24 protein-coding genes, 1 pseudogene and 1 other annotated feature are annotated in these 21,181 nt (G+C 43.4%); of the genes and pseudogenes, 5 read left to right on the top strand and 20 right to left on the bottom strand.

Annotation, left to right across the window (positions count from 1 at the left end; genetic code table 11):
• Positions 1 to 124: 124 nt before the first annotated feature.
• From BUA14_RS12790 to BUA14_RS12750, 9 genes are all read right to left on the bottom strand, one after another.
• Complete coding sequence (locus BUA14_RS12790) at positions 125 to 802, bottom strand: DUF554 domain-containing protein (protein ID WP_072772945.1); 678 nt, start codon at positions 800 to 802, stop codon at positions 125 to 127.
• Positions 803 to 852: 50 nt separating this feature from the next.
• Positions 853 to 1,671, bottom strand: a complete 819-nt coding sequence (locus BUA14_RS12785) for a MerR family transcriptional regulator (protein WP_072772944.1) — start codon at positions 1,669 to 1,671, stop codon at positions 853 to 855.
• A gap of 15 nt (positions 1,672 to 1,686) precedes the next feature.
• Positions 1,687 to 2,379, bottom strand: a complete 693-nt coding sequence (locus BUA14_RS12780) for a YjgB family protein (RefSeq protein ID WP_072772943.1) — start codon at positions 2,377 to 2,379, stop codon at positions 1,687 to 1,689.
• A 358-nt stretch (positions 2,380 to 2,737) separates the two neighbouring features.
• On the bottom strand, positions 2,738 to 3,325 hold the full coding sequence (locus tag BUA14_RS12775; protein WP_072772942.1) for a hypothetical protein: 588 nt from the start codon (positions 3,323 to 3,325) through the stop codon (positions 2,738 to 2,740).
• Positions 3,326 to 3,359: 34 nt separating this feature from the next.
• Positions 3,360 to 3,908 (bottom strand): hypothetical protein, encoded by a 549-nt coding sequence (locus BUA14_RS28525; protein ID WP_242954648.1) that lies wholly within the window; start codon positions 3,906 to 3,908, stop codon positions 3,360 to 3,362.
• A gap of 198 nt (positions 3,909 to 4,106) precedes the next feature.
• Positions 4,107 to 5,669: an FAD-dependent oxidoreductase gene (locus BUA14_RS12765; protein WP_072772941.1), complete on the bottom strand. Its 1,563-nt coding sequence runs from the start codon at positions 5,667 to 5,669 to the stop codon at positions 4,107 to 4,109.
• A 370-nt stretch (positions 5,670 to 6,039) separates the two neighbouring features.
• On the bottom strand, positions 6,040 to 6,756 hold the full coding sequence (locus BUA14_RS12760; protein WP_072772940.1) for a LysR family transcriptional regulator: 717 nt from the start codon (positions 6,754 to 6,756) through the stop codon (positions 6,040 to 6,042).
• A 403-nt stretch (positions 6,757 to 7,159) separates the two neighbouring features.
• On the bottom strand, positions 7,160 to 7,531 hold the full coding sequence (locus BUA14_RS12755; RefSeq protein WP_072772939.1) for an FMN-binding protein: 372 nt from the start codon (positions 7,529 to 7,531) through the stop codon (positions 7,160 to 7,162).
• A gap of 18 nt (positions 7,532 to 7,549) precedes the next feature.
• Positions 7,550 to 9,379: an FAD-dependent oxidoreductase gene (locus BUA14_RS12750; protein WP_072772938.1), complete on the bottom strand. Its 1,830-nt coding sequence runs from the start codon at positions 9,377 to 9,379 to the stop codon at positions 7,550 to 7,552.
• A gap of 271 nt (positions 9,380 to 9,650) precedes the next feature.
• Here BUA14_RS12750 and BUA14_RS12745 point away from each other — a divergent pair, with 271 nt between their 5' ends.
• Positions 9,651 to 10,412 (top strand): response regulator transcription factor, encoded by a 762-nt coding sequence (locus BUA14_RS12745; protein WP_242954647.1) that lies wholly within the window; start codon positions 9,651 to 9,653, stop codon positions 10,410 to 10,412.
• Positions 10,413 to 10,546: 134 nt separating this feature from the next.
• Here BUA14_RS12745 and BUA14_RS12740 read toward each other — a convergent pair whose 3' ends face one another.
• The 10 genes and pseudogenes from BUA14_RS12740 to BUA14_RS12695 form a co-directional block, all read right to left on the bottom strand.
• Complete coding sequence (locus tag BUA14_RS12740; protein ID WP_143153459.1) at positions 10,547 to 10,756, bottom strand: hypothetical protein; 210 nt, start codon at positions 10,754 to 10,756, stop codon at positions 10,547 to 10,549.
• 82 nt (positions 10,757 to 10,838) lie between these two features.
• Positions 10,839 to 11,708 (bottom strand): DUF3102 domain-containing protein, encoded by an 870-nt coding sequence (locus BUA14_RS12735; protein ID WP_072772935.1) that lies wholly within the window; start codon positions 11,706 to 11,708, stop codon positions 10,839 to 10,841.
• A gap of 117 nt (positions 11,709 to 11,825) precedes the next feature.
• Positions 11,826 to 12,821 (bottom strand): tryptophan--tRNA ligase, encoded by a 996-nt coding sequence (trpS, locus tag BUA14_RS12730; protein ID WP_072772934.1) that lies wholly within the window; start codon positions 12,819 to 12,821, stop codon positions 11,826 to 11,828.
• A 52-nt stretch (positions 12,822 to 12,873) separates the two neighbouring features.
• Positions 12,874 to 13,115 (bottom strand) — a binding site (T-box leader).
• Positions 13,116 to 13,277: 162 nt separating this feature from the next.
• Positions 13,278 to 13,910 carry an NADPH-dependent FMN reductase family protein gene (locus BUA14_RS12725; protein ID WP_072772933.1) on the bottom strand — a complete coding sequence of 211 codons (633 nt, stop codon included), beginning with the start codon at positions 13,908 to 13,910 and terminating at the stop codon, positions 13,278 to 13,280.
• On the bottom strand, positions 13,907 to 14,407 hold the full coding sequence (locus tag BUA14_RS12720) for a flavodoxin family protein (protein WP_072772932.1): 501 nt from the start codon (positions 14,405 to 14,407) through the stop codon (positions 13,907 to 13,909). Before BUA14_RS12720 ends, BUA14_RS12725 begins: the two co-directional genes overlap by 4 nt.
• Before the next feature lie 80 nt (positions 14,408 to 14,487).
• Positions 14,488 to 15,184: pseudogene (locus tag BUA14_RS28880) on the bottom strand (nitroreductase family protein).
• Between the two features lie 133 nt (positions 15,185 to 15,317).
• Positions 15,318 to 15,977 (bottom strand): ABC-2 transporter permease, encoded by a 660-nt coding sequence (locus tag BUA14_RS12710; RefSeq protein ID WP_072772931.1) that lies wholly within the window; start codon positions 15,975 to 15,977, stop codon positions 15,318 to 15,320.
• Complete coding sequence (locus BUA14_RS12705) at positions 15,970 to 16,833, bottom strand: ABC transporter ATP-binding protein (protein WP_072772930.1); 864 nt, start codon at positions 16,831 to 16,833, stop codon at positions 15,970 to 15,972. The genes BUA14_RS12710 and BUA14_RS12705 overlap by 8 nt, the downstream gene beginning before the upstream one ends.
• Positions 16,826 to 17,209: a GntR family transcriptional regulator gene (locus BUA14_RS12700; RefSeq protein WP_072772929.1), complete on the bottom strand. Its 384-nt coding sequence runs from the start codon at positions 17,207 to 17,209 to the stop codon at positions 16,826 to 16,828. Before BUA14_RS12700 ends, BUA14_RS12705 begins: the two co-directional genes overlap by 8 nt.
• Positions 17,210 to 17,428: 219 nt before the next feature.
• Entirely contained in the window at positions 17,429 to 18,421 is a 993-nt protein-coding gene (locus tag BUA14_RS12695; RefSeq protein WP_072772928.1) for a uroporphyrinogen decarboxylase family protein, read from the bottom strand.
• A 241-nt stretch (positions 18,422 to 18,662) separates the two neighbouring features.
• Here BUA14_RS12695 and BUA14_RS12690 point away from each other — a divergent pair, with 241 nt between their 5' ends.
• Positions 18,663 to 19,211 (top strand): PadR family transcriptional regulator, encoded by a 549-nt coding sequence (locus tag BUA14_RS12690; RefSeq protein ID WP_072772927.1) that lies wholly within the window; start codon positions 18,663 to 18,665, stop codon positions 19,209 to 19,211.
• Positions 19,201 to 19,698 carry a hypothetical protein gene (locus BUA14_RS12685; protein WP_072772926.1) on the top strand — a complete coding sequence of 166 codons (498 nt, stop codon included), beginning with the start codon at positions 19,201 to 19,203 and terminating at the stop codon, positions 19,696 to 19,698. Before BUA14_RS12690 ends, BUA14_RS12685 begins: the two co-directional genes overlap by 11 nt.
• A 103-nt stretch (positions 19,699 to 19,801) precedes the next feature.
• Here BUA14_RS12685 and BUA14_RS12680 read toward each other — a convergent pair whose 3' ends face one another.
• A complete protein-coding gene (locus tag BUA14_RS12680) occupies positions 19,802 to 20,062 on the bottom strand; it encodes a suppressor of fused domain protein (protein WP_072772925.1) in 261 nt (86 codons plus the stop codon).
• A gap of 168 nt (positions 20,063 to 20,230) precedes the next feature.
• Here BUA14_RS12680 and BUA14_RS12675 point away from each other — a divergent pair, with 168 nt between their 5' ends.
• Together BUA14_RS12675 and BUA14_RS12670 are read left to right on the top strand one after the other, a co-directional pair.
• Complete coding sequence (locus tag BUA14_RS12675) at positions 20,231 to 20,716, top strand: CarD family transcriptional regulator (protein WP_072772924.1); 486 nt, start codon at positions 20,231 to 20,233, stop codon at positions 20,714 to 20,716.
• Positions 20,717 to 20,901: 185 nt separating this feature from the next.
• A partial coding sequence (locus BUA14_RS12670) for a transposase (RefSeq protein ID WP_242954660.1) occupies positions 20,902 to 21,181 on the top strand: 280 nt, incomplete at its 3' end.

The following is a 21,181-nucleotide window of genomic DNA, read 5'->3' as shown; positions in this document are numbered from 1 at the left end:
TCCTCCCGATGATTTAATTATACCATCCAGACTGATTTAGCTGTTGGATCAATTTAATGGAAGAGGTCAATGTTTGAAAAACCGCTGGTACATGACAAAAATTAATAATAAGCTCCTTTGAAATTTATAGTATTGCTTTTATAATAAACCACACAATCGGTACAAATAATGCGGGCAGCATATTCAGCGCATTGCAATCCTTGATTTTCAAAATGGATAGCCCGGAGCTCAAAATCAGGAATCCGCCGATTAGAGAGACTTCATTGAGTAACTCAGCAGTCAGAAAAGAGGATAAATATCCTGAAAGAAAATAGATACTGCCTTGCCATAAAAACAATACTGCCGCGGATAAAGCAATTCCAATGCCATAAGCAGAAGCTAAAACCAGTGATGTAACGAAATCCAAGGTCGCATTGGTATATAAATAAGTATGGTTGTCATGAAGTGCACTTTCCATAGGCCCTAAGATAGATAACGTTCCGACGCAGAACAACAATATGGCGGTGGAGAGTCCTTGGCTCAAATTCCCTTTGGAGAAACGTTTTGTGAACCTTTCAAACCGGTCATTCAAATTTATAAGCGAGCCGACAAGACTGCCAATTGCTAAACTGATGATGAACAAGACGGGAAAAGTGCTTTTAGGCATGCTTTGGACAATCGCGTTGATTCCTAAGCCACATGCAGCAAGCCCCATAGCGTTATACAATGCGTTTTGATATTTTTCCCCGATGCCTTTTTTGATGCTGCCGCCCATCATACTCCCAACCAGAATAGCAAGGGTATTGACAATAGTACCTATCACAACAAAACCTCCTTCATGGTAAAATAATAAACCCTCCAATAGTTGGAGGGTCAAGGTTTTTTATATGGAATCTGAAGCTCGGTGATGAATTTCGAGGGATCATTGGTCAGGCCATAATCGATTAAGGCAAATTCAAGGGAATCTCCTGCCAGCTCATACCCCTTTTCTTTCATATATTGAAGCATTTTGATATAGGAAGCCTCCGCGTCTGGATGGGTGCCTTGGAAGCGCAGTGTCAGGTAATTGCCCCCCGGCAGGCACGATAAGTTTTTCTGGCAGTTATCCTCCGGTTCAATGACGACAAAAACGGCCGAAAATTTATCGAAATTGCCTCTTTGCAGATTGACGCTTGAAATGGAAACGCCTACTTTGCCAAGAAACATCACAGCGTGGAGAGAGTTGCGTTTTGCCAATTCACGGATCGGTTGTTCCAGATCGTCCGAAATAGCAAGCTCTTTTTTTAGTACAGCTATTTTCCTCTCCTTTAGGGTACGCTCTTCTATTTTATCGAATTCGCTCTGAAAGGCATCTTCAATCTGCAGTAACCTGTTTTCAATTTTCTTTTCGATTCGATCCAGTTCTTTGCGTTCTTCTTCCACTTGCCGTTTTTGCTCCCTGAGAATTTTAAGTATTTTCTTATCATCACGATTTTCCAAAAACTCACGGATTTTTGGCAGAGGCATATTTAAAGAGCGAAGATAATGAATGGTATTCAAACACTCAAATTGACGTGTGGAATAATAACGGTATCCGTTTTCTTCGTTGACGAATTCGGGCTTTAATAAAGCAATCTTATCGTAATGACGAAGGAGACGAACATCTATATTAAAAAGCTTAGAAATTTCTCCTATGGAAAACAATTCATTCATAATATCCTCCGCTTTCTACCATTGCCTCCCTGGATCATCTGCCATGGAGTTGACGGTTCCTTGAGGATAGAGTACCGAATAATGATCTAAGGCCGGGTCTGGATTTGCACTGGTTGCCTTTGGGAAAACAAGCAAGATCTTAAACTCTTCTCCTGCAGTATAGCCAATGATGTCCTCTCCTCCTACTGTAGCTGTGTAGGCAGGTGTCCCAAAACTATTCTTTACTTTGGAAAGAGTAATTTCTGGTAATTGTTTATCAAAAGATCGAACCTCGAAAATCTGGGACCCTTTGTTAAAGCCGAAAACCATGGCATGGTCAGCGTAAGTCGCATAGTTTCCTTTGGCAGCGGCAACCCAATCGACGCTATCAGGCTTACCCCATTTTTTCTCTACATCTTCAATGACCGTTAGTTTCGCCGCGAAATCACTATTGATAACTTTCCCTTTTTCAGCCAGCTGCCTTATACTCACTAATAAAGCCTGACTGGGATCTGTTTGATTCGGGGAAGACGGCGGGTTTGTTATCTGAGAATCTGGTGCTGTTTGCTCAGGATTATTCTGTGACTGGGGTTCAGATGAGGGTGATTGTTCTTGTAACCCGCTATTCGGCTGCGGAGGGTTGCTCTGAGCAGAACACCCGACAGTAACGATTAAGGTGAATGTTATTACTGTAAAGACAAGCAATGCTTTTTTCGTTAATTTAAACATAAAAGATTCTCCTTTGATTGGATTTCGGAACCTAAGGTTAATTCTGACCTAGATAGTTAGACGGAATTACAGGCGCTTTTCTAACGGTAAAAGCCAATGATTTTACCGATGGATTTCAACCCGAGGGCGGTCTGGGAGCATGTCAAATTGGTCACCAGTGACCAATTTGACATGCTCTCTCCGTCAGAAAAGTTTGTCCGTACTCTTCGTAAAGCTGTATCAGCCTCAGTCAAGGGCTATGTTTTCAACCTTGAAAAACATAGCCCTTATGTTCCACCCACAAAGAAACACTGCTTTTTAGCTCAATGTCAATCCAATGACTTCATTGGTTGCAGCATCTAAAATAGCTCTCCATTGTTCACTGATCCCCATCTACTGAGTACCACTTAAACTCCTCACTCCGAAAAACATTCGTATTCTTGGGATACCTATATTCGTAAAGCGTATTCCCCTCTGCTGATAAAGCTATCGCATTTAATTCATTATTCGCTTGAATAGCCTTATGCCAGGAAAAGATTGCTGGGCTTCCTTCCGTAATTTCTTTTCTTACTCTATCGTCCTTTGGCCCGGCTTCGATAAAGGCAATTTGAGGATCAGTTGTCTCAACTGCCAAAACTGCCGCCTGCCCTCTCTTGTCTGTATAACTCATCCAGCCCACAGTTTCTATCGGATCAGTTGATTTTTCGATGTGGACAGCAACTGGAGCCTTCCACAAGAGCGAAGATTTGATTGAAATAACTGTCCTGGGTCCCTTATCTGTATCAAGGATGTAAACCTTACTCCAGCCGAAATCCACATCGCCAAGAGGCTTCGCATTCTTGCCTACATCTGAATGAGCTTTGGCCGCTGCAAGTGGGGTAGCCCTATAATCCCCTGCAAAATAATACCCAAAAACAAGGACCATAGCTAGGATTACTGCTACTGTGAGCTTATTAAAATTTCTCATGGTCTCCCCTCCTGACTAATATAAGTATTAATTCCTATTCGACAACCTTAATCGTTATTTTATCGGAGATACTTATGGGGTTTATATCTCCTTCATTTAATGAGAAATCTCCAACGGCTTTGACCTCATATTCTCCTTTAGGCAAAAATAAGCCTTTCGCCGGACTAAGTTCTCGCCAATAGTCTACAATTGGCTCATCACCGTCAACATAGAGTTGACAATCGTAAGTATAGAGTTTATCTCTCTTTAAAGTTGTGGCGGTCTGTATGGGAAGCTTAATTCCTCCGATCTCAAGTTCATTGCCATCAGAGATATAGAACAAAATGCCTGAATCACCATGCCAAAGGGTGATCTCTCGAGCACTTCCAACGTATTTCAGGGTTGCCCAAATACGAATCTTATCTGTGCTTTTATAAATGGGTTTATCTGAGTACACTTTCAGCTCGAAAAGCTCATTGCCGTCATCATGCAGATCATGGATGTCATTGAGTTGAACAAAGTCTACCCAGTCAATAATCACATGCTGGCCGCAGCCGCCGAGCAGCAACACCATTGCAATGATAGCTATAGATACACATTTCATTCGTAACCCCCGCATCGAAATACGAACCTGTTCACTGAGCCTTACTACCTTCTTATGTGACTTCTCCGCAATGAATAAATATCCTTCTCAGAGGCAAAAACAACCCCTTCAGCAATTCCTCAATAAACCGCTTTGACGCTAACTAAAGAAAAACCGTTTCCAAGTCTTGTTTGAAAACGGTTTTTCTTTAGTCAGCCATTAGTGAGTCATCAGAGCTAATGCGTTCTTAGCAGCGGTACGTCCAGAGTTTATATTATTACCATTGCAAGTACCACCAACTTTGAAGGTGTACATATTTGCCCAAAGCATAGTACCCTCTATCCCGACTACATACAAACCTTTTATAGGGTTTCCCTTTGTGTCTATTGCATTGAAATTATTGTCCGTCTTGATTGAGCCGATCGCTGCGGTAATACTATACCCTACATGTAGCCCATAGAGCGAACCCGGGTTGAAAGAGATAAGTGCAGAAGGATCCTTACCAAAACCAGCGTCATCTTGCTGCTTGCAAGATGCGTTATAACGTTCAAAGGTTTCATTTAAATTAGCCGGATCAACGTTCATAGCTTTAGCCAGTTCATCAACAGAATTACCAGAAACGATTTCACCTGAATTCAAACCATCCTGCAGTTGTTTTATTGCCTCAGCGTCCCCGTCAGTGAACTTATCCATCAGCGCCTGATCCATTACAATGAATGTTTTCTTGGTAGACCTTACCGGGATGGCCATGCTCATTGGGTTTTCTCCTGCAAAGTCTTCATTTACGAATCGCCGGCCTTTCTCGTTGACCCAGATGGCATAAGGGGCCGCAACACCAATCCAGAAAGAGAATTTTCCGTTTTGGAAATAGCCTGGAAGTCCCTTAATACTCAGGATATTTAAATAGGCGGCATTCTGTCGATTGTTCGCTCCGCCGGCCTCCACAACCATGCGATTTCCGCTGCCATCACTTCCTGGGAACCCTTCATAATGATAATATTCTGTATTGATACCGTTCTCTGCAACATACTCCAAATTCTCAGCAAAACCACCAGTAGCCACAATTACTGAAGAAGCGTTAATCTGAAGGGTCTTGCCATCACCGGTTGAAGCATAGACACCTTTTGCAGCGCCAGCCTCATCCATAATCAACGATTCACCTTTTGTTTTATACATGAACCGCACTCCTGCCTTTTCGGCGGCAGCCAGCATTGGAACAACATAGTCTTGTGCACCTGCACCACTCTCATAATAGTGGAACACTTGGTTTGGGTGCGGGTTTGATTTGTCGCCGGAGCCAATCTCGCCGAATTTAACACCATGATCAAGCAGCCAGTCCAGATTTTCCCCTGAGTTTTTAATAAGGTCAATATAACCTTCGCCAGAACTTCGGAACTGACCGGTCTCAAGCTCTTCGCGAACCAGCTTTCCCAAAGATGGTATCTTAATACCTTGTTCTTTCTGCATTCTTGACCCTACAGCAAAACATCCTTCAACGCCCCTTGCACCACCACCTGCGGTGCTTTGTCCTTCAATGCATACAACCTTAGCTCCTGCCTCACCCGCTTCAACAGCAGCAGCCAAACCAGAAGCTCCAACCCCGATAATAACGATATCGCAACTTATTACCTCATCTGCTTTAAAAGCCTTTTTAGTGGTTCCGGTGGATTCTGTTTGAACATTTGATGTACATCCACTCAATCCTAATGCCGTAACACCTGCAACACCTACTGCTCCTTTCAAAAATGTGCGTCGACTAACTCCCTTTATCTCCTCATTCAATGTTAAGCCACTCCTTTTGAAGTTTTATCATAATTCAGTCTCATTATATGCTTTGACAAATTATAACAAAAGCAATTAGAGTGGTCCCTTGGCGCAATCTAGTGTTGCTCAGAGGCGGCCCTATAGTAGGAGCTTATTTTATACTGCTTTCTTGCCGGTATGGATGCAATATTGAACCGGACTCGTTCGTGCCAATTTTTGATTTACACGGGATGTAATACTTGTATTTTTCTTTAAAAATTCTTTTAATTAAATTACAATACTTTGATTTTAATAGATTCACTTTTAAATTATCAGCATTTTTATTCTAAAAATAAATCCTTAAATGGGGATCCGCATATCTTATGAACTTGTAGCCTTTTTTTGCTAATTAAACAGCAACCACGGGGACTCGGTATAGCCCTTTGTCTTGGTCCACCAAGTCATAAATTGTCATAATATCGGACACGAAATAATCTCCTTTTTTCCAATAGGGAAAAAGCTCTTTATAATAGTCTGTATCAAATCCATCCGTATAAAATATAATTGGAGAATTGAGAATATCGGCTTCTACTAACATCTCTTTATTCGCCACTTTGTTATTTTCGTTAACCATAAAAAAGGCTGGACTTTCAATTAGGATATCGCTCTGATTTAAAGCGCTTTTATCCGGTGTCCAGGCAATTATCACGTCTACTTTTTGATTTAATAGATATACATGTGCTTCCGCACCAGTACAATGTATAATTTTGGGATTAACAACAGGATACTTTTCCTTAAACTCATTAATTCCTTCAAGAAAGAATGTATATAAATTTATTGGAATACAAATAGCAATATCAACAATTTTCTCATTCATACACATCATTTTATGCAATTCATCATACTGCTCTATTAATTTCCTTGCATGACCAACATATTTATCTCCAGTGCTTGTAAGTTTAATACCGTTATGGGTTCTCACAAAAAGATTTATATTAAGTTCACGCTCCAATGAGAGGATTGCCCGGCTTACTGCTTGTCTACTGACATATAAGCTGTCGGCAGCATCTTGAATTGAACCGCATGCAGCCACTGTAATGAAATAACGTAATTGTAGGATATCCATAACTATATCCTCCCTTTTAATTCTTTGATGAAATCATAAATACACGAAGCGAATTAGAATGGTTAATATCTAAAATCAAATATGTCTATCAGGAAAGCACTGTTGTAATGACATCAATGACTGGTTGTACACTCTTTTCTCTCGCCATACTTAGAATCTCCTGCTTATTGAAAAACTGTATAGATATCTACAAATTGGAGTATATGCCGATTTTATCATCGTGTGCGTTGTGTTGGGTATCGCCTGTCTTATTATTGCAAGTTCGGCTAAAAAGAAGGCCAGATAAGTGCACAAGCTTTAGACTTCAATATTGTATTGAAAGTTGCATAGAGTTAAAAGCCCGCTTACGCGGGCTTTTAACTCAGATGATTCATGAATATATATAAATTTTCCTGGGGAGCTGTTATTTTTTCGCCTGCTCCAAAGCAAGATTGACGGCTTCTTTAATCGCTGCTGACGACAGTGTGGCACCACTGATGGTTTCCACTTCCGTGGATTGTGCTTCGACGATTTTACCGGGAAGTTCTGCCACAGCGCGGGAGCCGATACCCTCGGTTTCATGATTTTCCACAACCGTGACGTCGGTAATTTTATCACCCTTGATGGTGACAGATACTTTCAGCCCGGGCTGAATTCCTTTGTCGCTGGTTCCTTCGTAAGTTCCGTCCTTATACACGCTTGTGCTGGCTGGAGAGGTGCTTCCGCCGCAGCCAGCCGCTAAAAGCACAACTGCCAGCAACACGCATATTACAGTAAATAATTTAGTCTTTTTCATCTGTATCTCCTTAGATTATTAGATTTGTTTGACAGCATTTTCGCCGGCAATGTATCCATAAAACATACACAGTGAGTGCGAAATACCCTTGCAAGCAATTGGATAAGCCACATGGTAGCGATTGCCCTGAATATTGCCGGCAACGTAAAGCCCGGGGATAATTTTGCCCTCTTTGTCATAAACATGACAATCTTCATCTGAAACCAGACCGCCGGCTACAATCAATGTCATTGACATACCGCTCTCAAATGTATAAAACGGTCCTTTTTCAATGGTGTGCAGACGGGTTGCAACTTTGCCAAAGTCCACATCCTTGCCATTTCTGGCTAACTCATTATAACGTTCAATTGAGGCCTTAGCTTTTTCTTTATCGCGAATATCCGTTAAAGCCAAAAGCTCATCAATCGTTTCCGCCTTAAACATGGTGGCATTTTTTTGTGCTACCGCGTCTTCCACGGCGTCACGCATAATGTAGGGACTAATACCGTCAATCGTCAGATTCTCAGGTGTTGGCTTATCAACCACATAAGACGAGCATCCGTGCATGGCTTGAAAATACGGCACAGATTCTGCCCAGGTAGAATCAAAAATTGTCCAGCATTTACGTTCCGGCTGAGCCTCAAGTTGATTTTGTACTGCTTGACCGCCTTGATCTTCGTTCATAAAACGCTCGCCATTCACATTAAGACGCAAAAACGGAGCTGTGCCGATGCCGCCCTTGGATGTACCAAAATGGCCCATATAGTGAGTCATTGGAGCGTGCTTTTGCTGAATGGCAGCATTCACGTACGAGCCCAAAATCAGACCATCGCCCTGGTTGGTACGATTACCTTCGACGTCCACATCAGGCCACATCAAAGGTCCATTATTTACAACAAAATCAGGGTTGTAATAAGCAAGGATATCTTTGTTGCTTGAATAATCGCCGGTTGCCAAAATCACACCCTTGTTGGCAGTTATTTTTTTGTAAGCGCCGCTTGCAGCATCACGCACAAATACACCTGTAATTCTGTCGCCCTCTTTAATCAATTTCTCGGTAAAATGTCCGGTTAAAACTTCAGCACCATGTTCAATCGCTTTGTCAACATTGGCCTTAACAATAGCGTGTTGATCGGGGTTGGAAAATTTGACCGAAACGGGATAAGTTGGAGCCGCTTCTTTTTTCCAATCAAAGTGTTCCGGCAGCGGCACATAAAATGGCCAGAGCACTTGCTCTTTGTCAGTAGGAATTGGATCGGTAGAGTTTGGTGCAATGTATAAGCGATCTCCCATCGCATCGCAAAACCAGTCAAACACCGGACCAACGTTGTGAGCCCATTTTGAATATATTGCCCGTTTGGGATAGTAGCACATTTCTTCCATCTCGCGGTCAACGATGATGTCCGGGTCAACATAATCATCAAAACCCTCGCCGCGCTTCCAGGTTGCAAACACCTTTGACTTGCCGGGCACGGCATATTCGCCCGAGCGGCAAACACCGGCGGTCTTAGCCTTTTCAATTAAGATTACGCTGGCGCCTGCTTCGGCGGCTTTGCGCGCTGCACAAGTTCCGGCAACACCGGAGCCAATAACGACAACATCGGCTCTTTTTTCTTCGGAGATGTCCGTGGGATCCGCCGGCTCGGGCGGCAGCCACGCGAGTTCATTTTTGGATTGCGCTTTCCAATCGTAGCCTGTTGTGTCAGAACCGGAATCTGTTGCCGGAACACCGGCATTGCCGCCACTGTCGCCGGAGCTTGGGGCACAAGCTGCTAAACCGGTCGCTACAACGGTTGCACCAATAGCTCCCATTCCCTGTAAAAATCGGCGCCTTGATACTTCTGTACTTTGCTTGGTTTTTTCTTTCATAACTTAATCTCCTCCCTTTGCTTTGTGATTTTTTTAACCAAGCAAATTATCCGACATGCTTTGGCAAAACACTATCCACTAATCGTAAGATTTGCCATAGAAAGTGTCCACCAATAGGGGGATTACATAGTGTTTGAGTAAAATAAGTGTGATGAGACTTGCCTTTTTGGTATAAACGTCTTAAAATCAGACTATGATAAAAAGCAAACGAACATCTAACATTTATGCAATTTACACACGCAATTGGTCTACATTGGTAGGCCTTTTTTGCGTGGTGTATATATGGGCTTGCATTTTTTCTGCATTTTTTACCAACCAATACATAATGGTTGCCCCGGGCAAATGGGGTTATATAGGCGTTTGGGTTGGCATTGTTGCCGCGGCGATTATTTTTGGATATTTATCGCTAGCACACAAAAAAGAACTGTTGATTAAATGTGAATTAATCTTGCCGTCATTTTGTGCAACACTACTGGTTGTATCAAGGTTTTTCTTTAGCTGGCAAGATGATATTTCATTATTTGCAGCAAATGTAATACTTGGATTTTCCACCTTAATAATACTTGTTCTGGCGTTTTTAGGTATCAAAAACGAAACCTATGCCGGCATACCACAGATTGTCACAATTGCTATAATAATATCAATCTATATATGTTATTTCATTATTATATTTATTTCTTGGCCTTTTGTTGGTGACACTCTGGCAAACCAAATAGGTCAGGCATTATTGGTATTTTTTTTGTTTAGTGTTTCTTTCAATATGTTTTTGCGCATGCAAAGAATTGAACCTTCCGACGCAGACATAGAATCAGCTAAAGAAAAACCTATATCAATAGAAAACATTACTATAAAATATAAACTATCGCCTCGCGAAGCCGAAGTTTTATTATTGCTCGCTCAAGGTTACAGCGCGCCGTTTATTGCTGATAAATTTTTTATATCTATTGGCACTGTAAAAACTCATATTAAACGCATTTATATGAAATGCGGAGTGTCCAAACGCGACGAGTTGATTAAGTTGTTGCATTTGTAGGATTGCCTCATATTTCTGCTGGGTTTCTATGCTTACCACACACCTGCCAAAACAAATATAGAAGCTCGCTGACTCAGCGAGCACAGCCAAAGAACGGTACGGATTTCCTCCGCACCGTTCTTTGGCTGTGCACTCTATCTGTTCTTACCCCCACTGCCGTAGGTGTCAACTGCGAATTTAACTGCCTTTTCAGCGGTTGCCCAGTTTGAGAGATCGCCGTAAAACGGACTTGCCTCGCCGCCTTCGGCCTTGATCAGTTCGGCTGTGCCTTCTGCGTCACCGGCCAGCGACACCATTTGCTTCCAGTCTTCCTCAGGCATATCCTCTTTTTTGTATTTGCTCAAAAAGTAGCACCGGGCTTTCTGGATATTGCGGAGCAGGTTTTGGCTGAGTGCCGTGCGCCGTGAGGAGCGAAAGGTTCCGCCATCAATGAATAATTTTAAGAGGCTTTTTAGCGGGCGGCCACTCCTTAATCGTCTCAGCTATGGTCTCAAGCAGCTTCTGGGCCTCTTTTCTTTTTTCTTCCTTCAGCTTCACATCAAGATGGGTCAGATTGGTCAGAGCTGTCGTCAGCTCGAAGAAGGTGGTGCTGATGGTCTTACAGCAGGTGTTACAGCGCTCCACATATTTAGCGGCAGCGTTGGGGTCAACTTCCGTTTGCAGGTTGTGAGTCGGTAAGGAAGTATTGTTTGCCGGAGAAGCATTGCTGCCTGAGGAGCCGGCACCGGCAGCGGCAGCTTCCCCCGTGACATTTTCCGAAGGATCAGGCTGGACCAAGGCTTTGGCCTGTTCCTTTTTAAATTCAGAGAGGGTGCTGTCGATCAGCTCCAGTCCTTGTTTGAGGACTTCATTTTCCTGAAGGGCCTGCTCCTTCTCCTGCTTGGCCTGGTCCCTGTCTTTCAGAGCCTGCTGCAGCTCCTGTTTCGTCATATCGGCTACATCGTTTTGGGCCAGAAATTCCTCCCGCTCCTCTGCGGGCAAACCCAGCAGGAGGACGGCCTGGGTGTATGTCAAATTGGTCACCAGTGACCAATTTGAACTGCTCTCTCCTTCAGAGGCGCTTGGTCCGTATTCTTCGTAAAGCTGGATCAGCCTGTCAGCAGTTCGACGGGAATAGCTCACCGACTCTTCCAGCCACTTACCCCATTCTCCGTGCTTGACCAGGCTCTTCGCTTCTTTCAGCCGGCAGCCGATTTCCACGGCACTGGCCAGCAGGATTTTTTTGGTCTGGTGGGTAATCATATTGATTTCAGCCGCGATCACCGGCGGCGTCCGTTCGGTCACTAAATCATTCACTCCATCTGCCCGCCTTTCCTTAATTCGTCTAATGCAGAATATGCCGACGGCCAATGGATAGTGAGACTAGTAAGGGCTATGTTTTCAACCTTGGAAAACATAGCCCTTTATACCAACTCAGCAATTTCTCGATAAACCCATCAGATATTCGACTTTCTTCAGCGTTGCTGCTGCTTTTTGGGCAGCTTTAGCTGCACCGGCAGTTAATATTTGATCAAGGTAGTCACTATGAACAAATTCATGATACCTTTCCTGAATGGGACGCGTGGTTTCGATGATGGCTTCGGCAAGATCATTTTTGAATTGACCGTAGCCCTTGCCCTCATATAATTGTTCGATTTCATCTGTGGACTTATCTTTAATTAAAGAATAGATGGCCATCAGATTGGATATGCCGGCCTTATTCTCTCTATCGTAATAGATTTTGTTTTCCGAATCAGTTTGAGCTCGTTTAATCTTTTTGAGGATTGTTTCCGGTTCGTCAAGCAAATAAGGCGTCGCCAGAGAATTGGTGTCAGATTTACTCATCTTTTTCTTTGGTTCCTGGAGAGACATAATTCTTGCGCCCACTTCCCGGGTATGAATAGCGGGGAGCTTAAAGGTTTCCCCATAACGGCTGTTAAAACGCTGGGCTAAATCTCTGGTTATTTCAATGTGTTGCCTCTGATCGTCCCCAACCGGCACATAATCCGTTTGGTAGAGCAGGATATCCGCAGCCATTAAGGGCGGATAGGTAAGCAGGCCGGCGGGGATGGAGTCACCACTGCCGTGCCGCTGCGCTTTATCTTTATATTGAGTCATCCGTTCAAGTTCGCCAATAGTGGCCAAGGTAGTCATGATCCATCCTAGTTTGGCATGTTCAGCTACTTCGGATTGAATAAATAGAGTTACCTTATCAGGGTCCAAGCCGATTGCCAGATACAATGCGGCTAAATTCCTGATGTTGGCCCAGAGCTGCTTAGGGTCTTGGGGGACAGTGATTGCATGTTGATTGACAATACAGAAGTAGCACTCATGCTCATTTTGATAGTTGGTAAAGTTTTTCATTGCGCCAAGAAAATTCCCTAAAGTGATTGTTCCACTAGGCTGCACACCTGAGAAAATTACTGCCATAACTGTCACTCCTTAAATAATTAATTAACTAAAATAAAAAATCCAATCATCCTCAAGGGACGATTGGACCGTGGTACCACCCATATTTGTTTAATATATTACCACATATTAAACACTCTTTCCGTACTGAATCATACGGCACCTTTGTAACGTGTGGATTATCACGTCAACTCCTACTGATAGTTCGGGTTGCTGCTCAAGAGGCCATTCACTATTTATTCCACACTGATTCTCACCAACCATCAGCTCTCTGACGCTTCCTAAATAGTTACTCTTCTCTGTCATTGCTTTTCATCGCTATTTATTGTTAAAAGATAGTTTATCAGCTTTATACCCTTAAATCAAGTTTTGCATCGTGCCCAAGCTCTTTAGCTCAAATTCAAATTCGTCACCAGTGTCGAATTTCAACTCTGCCAAAGCACTTATCCATCTTCACTTCTAAAACCTGAACATACCCTACTTCTGCCGAAACAAATCCTCCGTCTTCAGCCCATTGGCCTTAACCATCTTCCGCCAGCCCGCTTCCGCCGCGAATTTATAGGCAAACCTGGGAAAGTTGGCTGTAATAAAGATATTATCCCCACCGGTACGGTGGGCAATGTTCGCGGCCAGGGTTTGCAAAGCCTTGCCCAGATTCTTCTTCGGTCCGCTCCCTGCCAGGACATTCTTTATCGCCGGAAGCATTCCTCCTGCTCCGATCCCCAGGCCCTGCCCCCATTGCCGGCCTGATTTTTCACACCAGTTTTCCACCATTTCCAGAGCCAGACCGCATTGCTCTCCCTCATAAAAACCGCAGTTTACCAGACAATAGACCGTGACCTTTGGCGTCGGTCGGGCTTTAAAGTGATTCTCCAGCTGAGCCAAACAACTGAGCAGATGAGAAGGGATTCCGTCCACGTATAGAGGAAAAGCCAAAACCCAAACATCCTGCTCTTCCAGCTGCTCCATGTGTTCAAGGCTCAGCTGCGGCTTGCGGAAATCATATTCTGTAATCTCACTGTCCCTCACAAAAGTCCGCAGTGCCTGTAGTGCAGCTTCTGAAGCACTGTTTTTGGCCTTGGGACTCCCGTTGATCAAGGCTATTTTCATTTCAGCTGTCCCTCCAGTTCGGCCAATTCCCGGATAAAAGAAACCTTGACTCTTTGACAGTTCAGATTGATTGCATTGGCCCGGACTAATTTCTCCGCAGTCTGTCGCTCTTTTTCCGTGATCTCACCATAAAACCAAACGCTGAAATCCAGGGACTGTTCATAGCGGGGCCTGTGGTGCATTTCCCCGTTTCTAATCACAAAATAGGGATGAATATAGGAGATGCTCCGATCCAGCACATTTTTGACAAAAGGGCTGTATCCGCCGTAGAAGCATTGGCTGACAATGATCAGTTCACTGCTGTGCCCCAAATCCGCTCCCATGTCACCATACTCGTCCCGGATCACGCAGGCCCCCGGCGTTTTGACCCAGCAGCCAAAGCAGCCGATACAGTGCCGGATTTTGCCGTTATTGGTGACGATTTTGGTATCTCCGCCCAGCCCGGGCCTGATTTTCCCCAGCTCTTCCTGATCAAGATCATGGATTAACAGCTTCATAGCGTTCCTCCACCCCATTATTTTTGATTTTATCCTGTAAATTAATTGAATCTTTCTTCTTTGAATCTATCTTCATTATACTAACTTAAATGGAAAACACCACCGTTGCCAAATTCAAATTTTCCGCCTGCTCCTATCTCGAAATGCTTCTTGGCAATCCCTAAATCAACGAGATCCATTGCATAGTCATCGGCAATTCCAGCGCTTAAGCTGTTGTTCTCATACTTAAACATTGCCTTTTGGCTGTTTTTAGCACTTGGGGCAAGCAATACGGCTTGCATTCCGTTTTCTACCCATTGAGGCAGAGGTTGATCGCTGATGATTCTTTCTGCCATGGCCTTTACTTTTCGATGTGTAGCTGACCGCATCATTTTTTCCGTTAGAGAGGGAGCGGCCACTCTCCCTACTAAAACAACACAAACCAATTCCTCACTGTCATTAACCATAAGTCCGCCCTTATCGAAGGTGCCTCCGACCCAGCAGGTTCCCAAACCTAAATCAGTGATAGCAAGAACTAACTCTTCTCCATAATAGCCTAAAATCTTGGAGTTCTTTTTTCCCTTTCATCACTATAAGTGAACGTACATTCGTAAATAAACCATAGCTCTTGCTTAATTTCTGAAAGGCATGGCTTCCATCCGCCAAGAATGTCATTGCTAAGCCGGATGCTTCATTTAATTCGTTAACAAGCGCAATGATTTTTGCTTTTTCCTGATCTGTAATCAGCTCTTTGGCAAATTTTCTCCGGGAAATTCTATTTTCTAGAGCACTCCTCATAAAATTACCTCCAAATTATTCATCATTCCCTGTCTTTTTGCTCTGTTTAATTATTTGTCTGGCGTAAACCGGCAAATAATTAAATCCAACGAATATGAGTGTTCTGCTGAGGTGGTGTACTTGCTACAAGTTACTATAATTCCTTTTTCCTGCTCAGCAAGTAGGCTATCGGGAGCGAAACAGCCAAGAAAACAAGCCCCACGCTAACGCAGCATAATATTATCAGATATTGATGAGCAGAGAAGAATTGGAGTGCTTTGCTCATACCAGTCAGAAAACCCGGCTGTTTGAAGAGAAACATCAGCAGAAAGAACAGCAGGAAAATCGGAGCGATCGTAAATATATAGGTTTTGGAAAAAGAGAATCGGGTGAAGATTGGGTAGGATATGCCCACCGCAAAGCAATAGTACGCAAAAGAAAATCCCAAAACAGCAAGGAACGGCAATGTTTCCAGGGTAATATTCAAAGCGCGATATAGAATCAGGGCCACAACCGCCATAATGGCTGCACAGCATATTCCCAAAATCAAAGCATATAGATAACGCGCCAGCACTCGCTCCAACTTTTTGAGGGGCAATATGCCATAGAGCTTATCAAGGTTGTTTTTCTCATTGATCTGAAATATCGTGCTTCCTAACGCTGTAGCAAACATCATTGCGATTGCTGTAATAACTGACGGCTGCTTTGTCGCCGCACCAATGAAAATAACGGCGATGATCTCAATGGCAAAGACAGGCAGGGAAGCTTTCACGGTGTACAAGTCAAGCTTCACGGCATTGTATACTCTATTCATTGCGCATTCCCCCTTTGCCGATACGCACAAGGATTTCATCAATCGTCGGCACTTCCGTCACGAGCCGCTCTGACAACAGCTCCGACTTTGAAGACAAAAGCAGTCCGCTGAAACCGGTAGTGTTTGACAACAGTCCGATGAGCTGTGATTTCAGGGAGTCCGTCAGATCGTCGGCACCGCCTCTTACAATAAGGAAATACGCCTCCAGATCGTCCTTGGCACCCGTAAAAAACATCTTGCCATTGTCAATCAGCGTGATGTAATCCGCAATTTTCTCTAAATCCGCCGTGATGTGCGTCGAGAAAAACACGCTTTTTTCCCCATCGGAGATGTATTCGCGCAAGATATCGAGCAGCTCGTTGCGGGCCACCGGGTCAAGTCCGCTTGTCGGTTCGTCTAATATGAGCAGTTTGGCATTATGCGACATAGCCACAGCGAGCATCAGTTTCAATTTCATACCGCGTGACAAATCCTTGACTTTTTTAGAGGAAGGCAGTTTGAACTTTTTCAGATAAGCGGCAAACTGCCCGCTGTCCCATTCGCCAAAAAACCCCTTTACAACTTTTTCAACCTCGCAGACACGCCACACGTCCACAAAAAAGATTTCGTCAAAAACAGCCGCCAGTTTCTGTTTAACTGCCAGCTCGTCCTCTATGTTGTCAGAACCGAAGATTTTGACCTCGCCGCCTGTTCGGTTCGCCATATTCAGGATAAGCCGTATTGTCGTTGTTTTCCCCGCGCCGTTCTGTCCGACAAACCCCATAATGTATCCAGGGGGCAAGGTAAACGAAATGGAATCCAGCGAGAAGTCATTATAAATTTTACAAAGGTTTCTGACCTCCAAAGCGTTATGCATAGTGATTCCCCTCCATCGTAAATTCAAGCAGTTTATGCAGTTCTTCACGGGAGATTTTGGCGATTTTCGCCGCTCCAATCGCCATACTGAACCCACTCTCAATTTTACGGAGCATTTGCTCTCTTACCAGTTCGCTCTCTACCGACGATACAAAGCAGCCTTTACCTTGGAGGTTGTATATATAACCCTCCTGCTCGAGCTCGGAGTATGCCCTTGTCGTGGTGACGACGCTCACTTTTAAATCGGCGGCAAGCTGGCGTATCGAAGGCAGCGTATCATCAGCGTGAAGCTCTCCGCTTAGAATCGCCTCTTTAATCTGCTCCTTAATTTGCTCGTAAATCGGAACGCCTGATGCGTTCTTAATTATAACTCTCAATTGTAAATCACTACCTTACCGCGACCGATTATATCGTATTTACTGTACTTATTTAATAATAACACTTGATGCTCTATGCGTCAACAGGTTGTTTCACCTGTTGTTTCTGATTTTCAACGCTCTATTCAGCTATTTTCAAGACAGTACAAACCTTACCCTGAAATAGTAAAAATCGCCTCCTGCTCACGGCATGAGGCGATTTTTTATAGCATTTCTTGTTCAGCGGGACGAGAACATTTCCCGGCTCATTCTGTCAATTTCCTGATTGACCTGGGCATAGACGCCGGGATAAATGCTTTCCGGCCCACCCATGGTCAGACAGGGAATAAAATAGTTCTTGCCGCATCTCCGGCAAGCTCTCTCCACTGCCTCTGCACATCGTTCAGGCTTCCAGTCCGGAAGATCAAGATACCCGCTGTCTATATCTCCCATGAAGGTAATCTTCCCCCCATATTTCTCGATCAGTTCAGGGGTGTTGTTGGTGGTCATGACGCCTTGCCAGATATCAACTCCCATTTCGATCATAAAGGGAACCAGATTAGCGGCATAGGAATCGCTGTGATGGACGATCAACTCCACGCCATTGGCTTTATAATAGCCATAGATTTTTTTATAGGCGGGGAGAAAAAACTTTTTGAACATTTCCGGAGAAAGGAAAGAATTGATCTGGCTGCCCCAATCGTCATGATGGAAAAGAGCATCCGGATGAATTTTTTCGATGACGATTTTGGCATAAGCCAATTCGAATTCGGTCAGGTAGTCGATCAGTTCGTGCATGGCTTCCGGTTCTTCATATAAGGCCATTAATGCGTCTTCCATACTCATCAGGTGATGAGTCATTTCAAACACTCCCGGCGCAGCCATCATCGTCACAAATTCCTCATTGCGGTCGACAGCCTGGGCATGGGCGATCGCCGGGGCCCAGGTTTCATCATCGGTGGGAATCACAGGCGCTTGGACGTATTTTCTCCACTCCGTGATATCTTTTAAAACCTTGTGCTCTTCATCATGTACTGGAAAAGGTCCGATTTGTCCCTCCGGCCACATCCAGGTTATTCCCCAGGCTGCTTTGGAGGTCTGCCCCGGGGCCGGAAAAGCAGCCATCGTTACGCTGGCTTCCATGATGAGATTCATGAACTCATACTGCTTGACAAACCGGTCCGGGTTTCCGCCTTTTAAGGTTTCCCATAAATTCTGACGCTTTGTCAACATATAAATCTGCCCTCCCTGTATTTAGGCTTTCCTTACTATAGCTATTAAACAAGCCGGTAGATAATTCCTCTTTAAACTCCCAATCTTTTTCAGCACCGGCAACGATATCTTTTCAACTGTTGTGCCAGAGATAATTTTGGAGACAGCAGAACTTCTTACCAGGCTATTGACTTTTCAATTCAGTATAGTACACTACGTATTAGTATGAAACATACTAGTATGTAGTGTGGGAGGACTCATTATGTCGCCGGTTGAATGTATGGTGCTTGGGTTGTTGTATCAAGGGTGCAAATATGGCCACGAAATAGACAAGGTGGTTACGGAACGCCACATGCGTATCTGGTCGAAGTTGACCCGCGCTTCAATGTATCAAGCGTTAACCCGAATCGAAGAAAAGGGTTGGGCGAAAACTACTGTCGAAAAAGATGGCAACTTCCCGGAGAGAAAAATGTATATGCTCACTGATGCCGGGGAAGAAGCGTTGAAAGCAATGCTTTATGAGGGATTAGCATCAAGTGAGTACATTGAGTTTAAGATAAGCATTTATATCAGCTTTATTTATGTTTTGCCACCCCAGGAAGCGATTGAACAATTAACAAAAAGGTTAAAAGCAAGGATAGAATTGATGAACACTCTTCCCTCGCTTACCGACGAGGATGACAAAAGAATAGGGAAAAAAGCCAACCATAGACTGATCAAAGGGTATTATCAATTAGAAATTGAATGGTTGAAATCTTTGCTTGTCGAATTAAAGGATAATTTACAAGAGGGCGATCACCATGAAGATTAAAAATAACATGATTATGAAATATCTCAGAATTTTCCATATCATCACCGCCGCAATTTGGTTGGGCGGGGTTGTCTGTTTAAGCGGGCTTGCCTGGCTTTGTTTTTTTCATTTGGATGAAAGGGCATTTTTGACCGTCGCGCCGCTCATACCGGAGCTCTATTTAAAAGTCATTATGCCGGCTTCTTTATTGACCATTGTTCAAGGTCTTGTATATGGTATTTTTACGAATTGGGGATTTTTCAAGCATAAATGGGTGGCTTTGAAATGGATAGCCGTTCCCTTATTGGTAGCCTGTACCGGAATCGGTTCAATCGGTCAGATATTTTTAACTCTGCAAAAGGTAAAATCCGACGGTTTTACGGGGGGATTTACCGATGGCAGCATGGTTTTGCTGTTTATGGCGGCACAAGTTTTAATCATGATCTTTATGATAAGCATATCAGTGCTGAAGCCATTCAAAAAGAAATCTGCTGTTGCTTCATCCTAATTACCAACTTAAGGAAGAGAAGAAAAAACAGAAATGATAACATTGGGATTATATGGTTTATCAATGAAAACAAGCTGTTTCATAGGGATGTCCCCTTAAATGCTCAATCAAAAATATGTGTATTTTGGATATCCATCCGTTTCAGCATCTCATCTGTCCCCTGCTCCATGATTGCCTCATATACATCTTGTTTTACAGGAACTGCCCAAAGCAGATTTATCTTATCTCCTTTAAATTCGGGATAGACCGGCGAAGAAAGCTCTTTCATCAACCTTGCATCTTCCATCAAAGCAGTCTTCTCAACAAAAGCCTGTACGTCACAATATGGTGACCAACTCTCTAAAATGATTTCTGGCTCTTTCATACTCTAACTTATCTCCTTGCAAATTAATGTTACATTCTTCGGCCACAAAATTCTAATCTTATTGTATTGACATAGTTATTTTTCATATGATAAAATAAAAAGTTTGTGTTTTTGGACTATATGTGTTATGCTCATTAAAAGTTCAACATCACATAGGAGGTGGGGTCATTGTTTCAAGTTGGCGATAAGGTTCTTTATCCTTTGTATGGAGCAGGCATAATAGAGGCCATCAAAGAGAAGGAAGTCTTAGGAAAAAAACAGCTTTACTATTTCCTGAATATCCCTCACATTAGACTGAAGATAATGATTCCCATTGAAAAAACCAATGATGTAGGAATACGAGAAGTCGTAAAGCCTGATGTCTTACAACATGTACTCAACGACCTATATAATGGAACGACCGATCCCTTAAGTGATGATAACCAGAGATATCGCCGGGATATGAATAAATCCAAGATAAAAACAGGGGATATTTACAAAGGCACCGAAATAATCCGTGATTTGATGCGGAAAAGCAAAGTTAAGAAGTTAGGCGCGGAAGATAAAGCAATGTTGGAGAATGCTCTCCAAATTCTGACCAGTGAATTCATCCAAGTCAGAGGTGTTTGCAAAGAGCAAGCTGTTCATTTACTCAATGAAGCAATCAATGTATAAGTTAGAGACCATCTCAATGTTATTGAGTGGTCTCTTTTAAATCTTATTCATATTAAAAAGATGCCTGCAGAAGCGGACGGCCCGAGACTGACTAAACACCCGTGTAAATGGCAATAATCTCCACATAAAACAACAGTGGAGGTTATGGAATGAAACAGTCAAAAAACATTCTCACAGACAAGGAAATGGAACTGGTCAACTTACTGATGCAAGACTGCCAAAGCACAGGGGATATTCAGTCGAAACTGAAAAGACTGTTTGCCGGAACCATTGAGCAGATGCTGGAAGCAGAGATGCAAGACCATCTGGGGTATGAAAAAAACAGCATTGAAGGAAACAACTCCGGTAACAGCCGAAATGGCTATAATCGCAAGACCATCATCAGCGATTACGGCGAAAGTGAAATTGCCGTCCCTCGCGACCGAAACGGCGAATTTGAACCCAAAATCCTTGAAAAACGGCAAA

The sequence above is a fragment of the Desulfitobacterium chlororespirans DSM 11544 genome (assembly GCF_900143285.1).
Lineage (GTDB): Bacteria > Bacillota > Desulfitobacteriia > Desulfitobacteriales > Desulfitobacteriaceae > Desulfitobacterium > Desulfitobacterium chlororespirans.
The sequence above is the reverse complement of the archived record's forward strand: the minus strand, read 5'-3'. Positions and strand labels throughout refer to the sequence as shown.

What these genes read in the sequence shown, in the direction of transcription:
- trpS (WP_072772934.1), bottom strand. Translation starts at nt 12,821, where the DNA reads ATGGCAGTAATTTTCTCAGGTGTGCAGCCTAGTGGAACAATCACTTTA.
- BUA14_RS12720 (WP_072772932.1), bottom strand. Translation starts at nt 14,407, where the DNA reads ATGAAGCTGTTAATCCATGATCTTGATCAGGAAGAGCTGGGGAAAATC.
- BUA14_RS12705 (WP_072772930.1), bottom strand. Translation starts at nt 16,833, where the DNA reads ATGCATAACGCTTTGGAGGTCAGAAACCTTTGTAAAATTTATAATGAC.
- BUA14_RS12710 (WP_072772931.1), bottom strand. Translation starts at nt 15,977, where the DNA reads ATGAATAGAGTATACAATGCCGTGAAGCTTGACTTGTACACCGTGAAA.
- BUA14_RS12780 (WP_072772943.1), bottom strand. Translation starts at nt 2,379, where the DNA reads ATGTTTAAATTAACGAAAAAAGCATTGCTTGTCTTTACAGTAATAACA.
- BUA14_RS12695 (WP_072772928.1), bottom strand. Translation starts at nt 18,421, where the DNA reads ATGTTGACAAAGCGTCAGAATTTATGGGAAACCTTAAAAGGCGGAAAC.
- BUA14_RS12685 (WP_072772926.1), top strand. Translation starts at nt 19,201, where the DNA reads ATGAAGATTAAAAATAACATGATTATGAAATATCTCAGAATTTTCCAT.
- BUA14_RS12785 (WP_072772944.1), bottom strand. Translation starts at nt 1,671, where the DNA reads ATGAATGAATTGTTTTCCATAGGAGAAATTTCTAAGCTTTTTAATATA.
- BUA14_RS12755 (WP_072772939.1), bottom strand. Translation starts at nt 7,531, where the DNA reads ATGAAAAAGACTAAATTATTTACTGTAATATGCGTGTTGCTGGCAGTT.
- BUA14_RS12750 (WP_072772938.1), bottom strand. Translation starts at nt 9,379, where the DNA reads ATGAAAGAAAAAACCAAGCAAAGTACAGAAGTATCAAGGCGCCGATTT.
- BUA14_RS28525 (WP_242954648.1), bottom strand. Translation starts at nt 3,908, where the DNA reads ATGAAATGTGTATCTATAGCTATCATTGCAATGGTGTTGCTGCTCGGC.
- BUA14_RS12760 (WP_072772940.1), bottom strand. Translation starts at nt 6,756, where the DNA reads ATGGATATCCTACAATTACGTTATTTCATTACAGTGGCTGCATGCGGT.
- BUA14_RS12680 (WP_072772925.1), bottom strand. Translation starts at nt 20,062, where the DNA reads ATGAAAGAGCCAGAAATCATTTTAGAGAGTTGGTCACCATATTGTGAC.
- BUA14_RS12690 (WP_072772927.1), top strand. Translation starts at nt 18,663, where the DNA reads ATGTCGCCGGTTGAATGTATGGTGCTTGGGTTGTTGTATCAAGGGTGC.
- BUA14_RS12725 (WP_072772933.1), bottom strand. Translation starts at nt 13,910, where the DNA reads ATGAAAATAGCCTTGATCAACGGGAGTCCCAAGGCCAAAAACAGTGCT.
- BUA14_RS12775 (WP_072772942.1), bottom strand. Translation starts at nt 3,325, where the DNA reads ATGAGAAATTTTAATAAGCTCACAGTAGCAGTAATCCTAGCTATGGTC.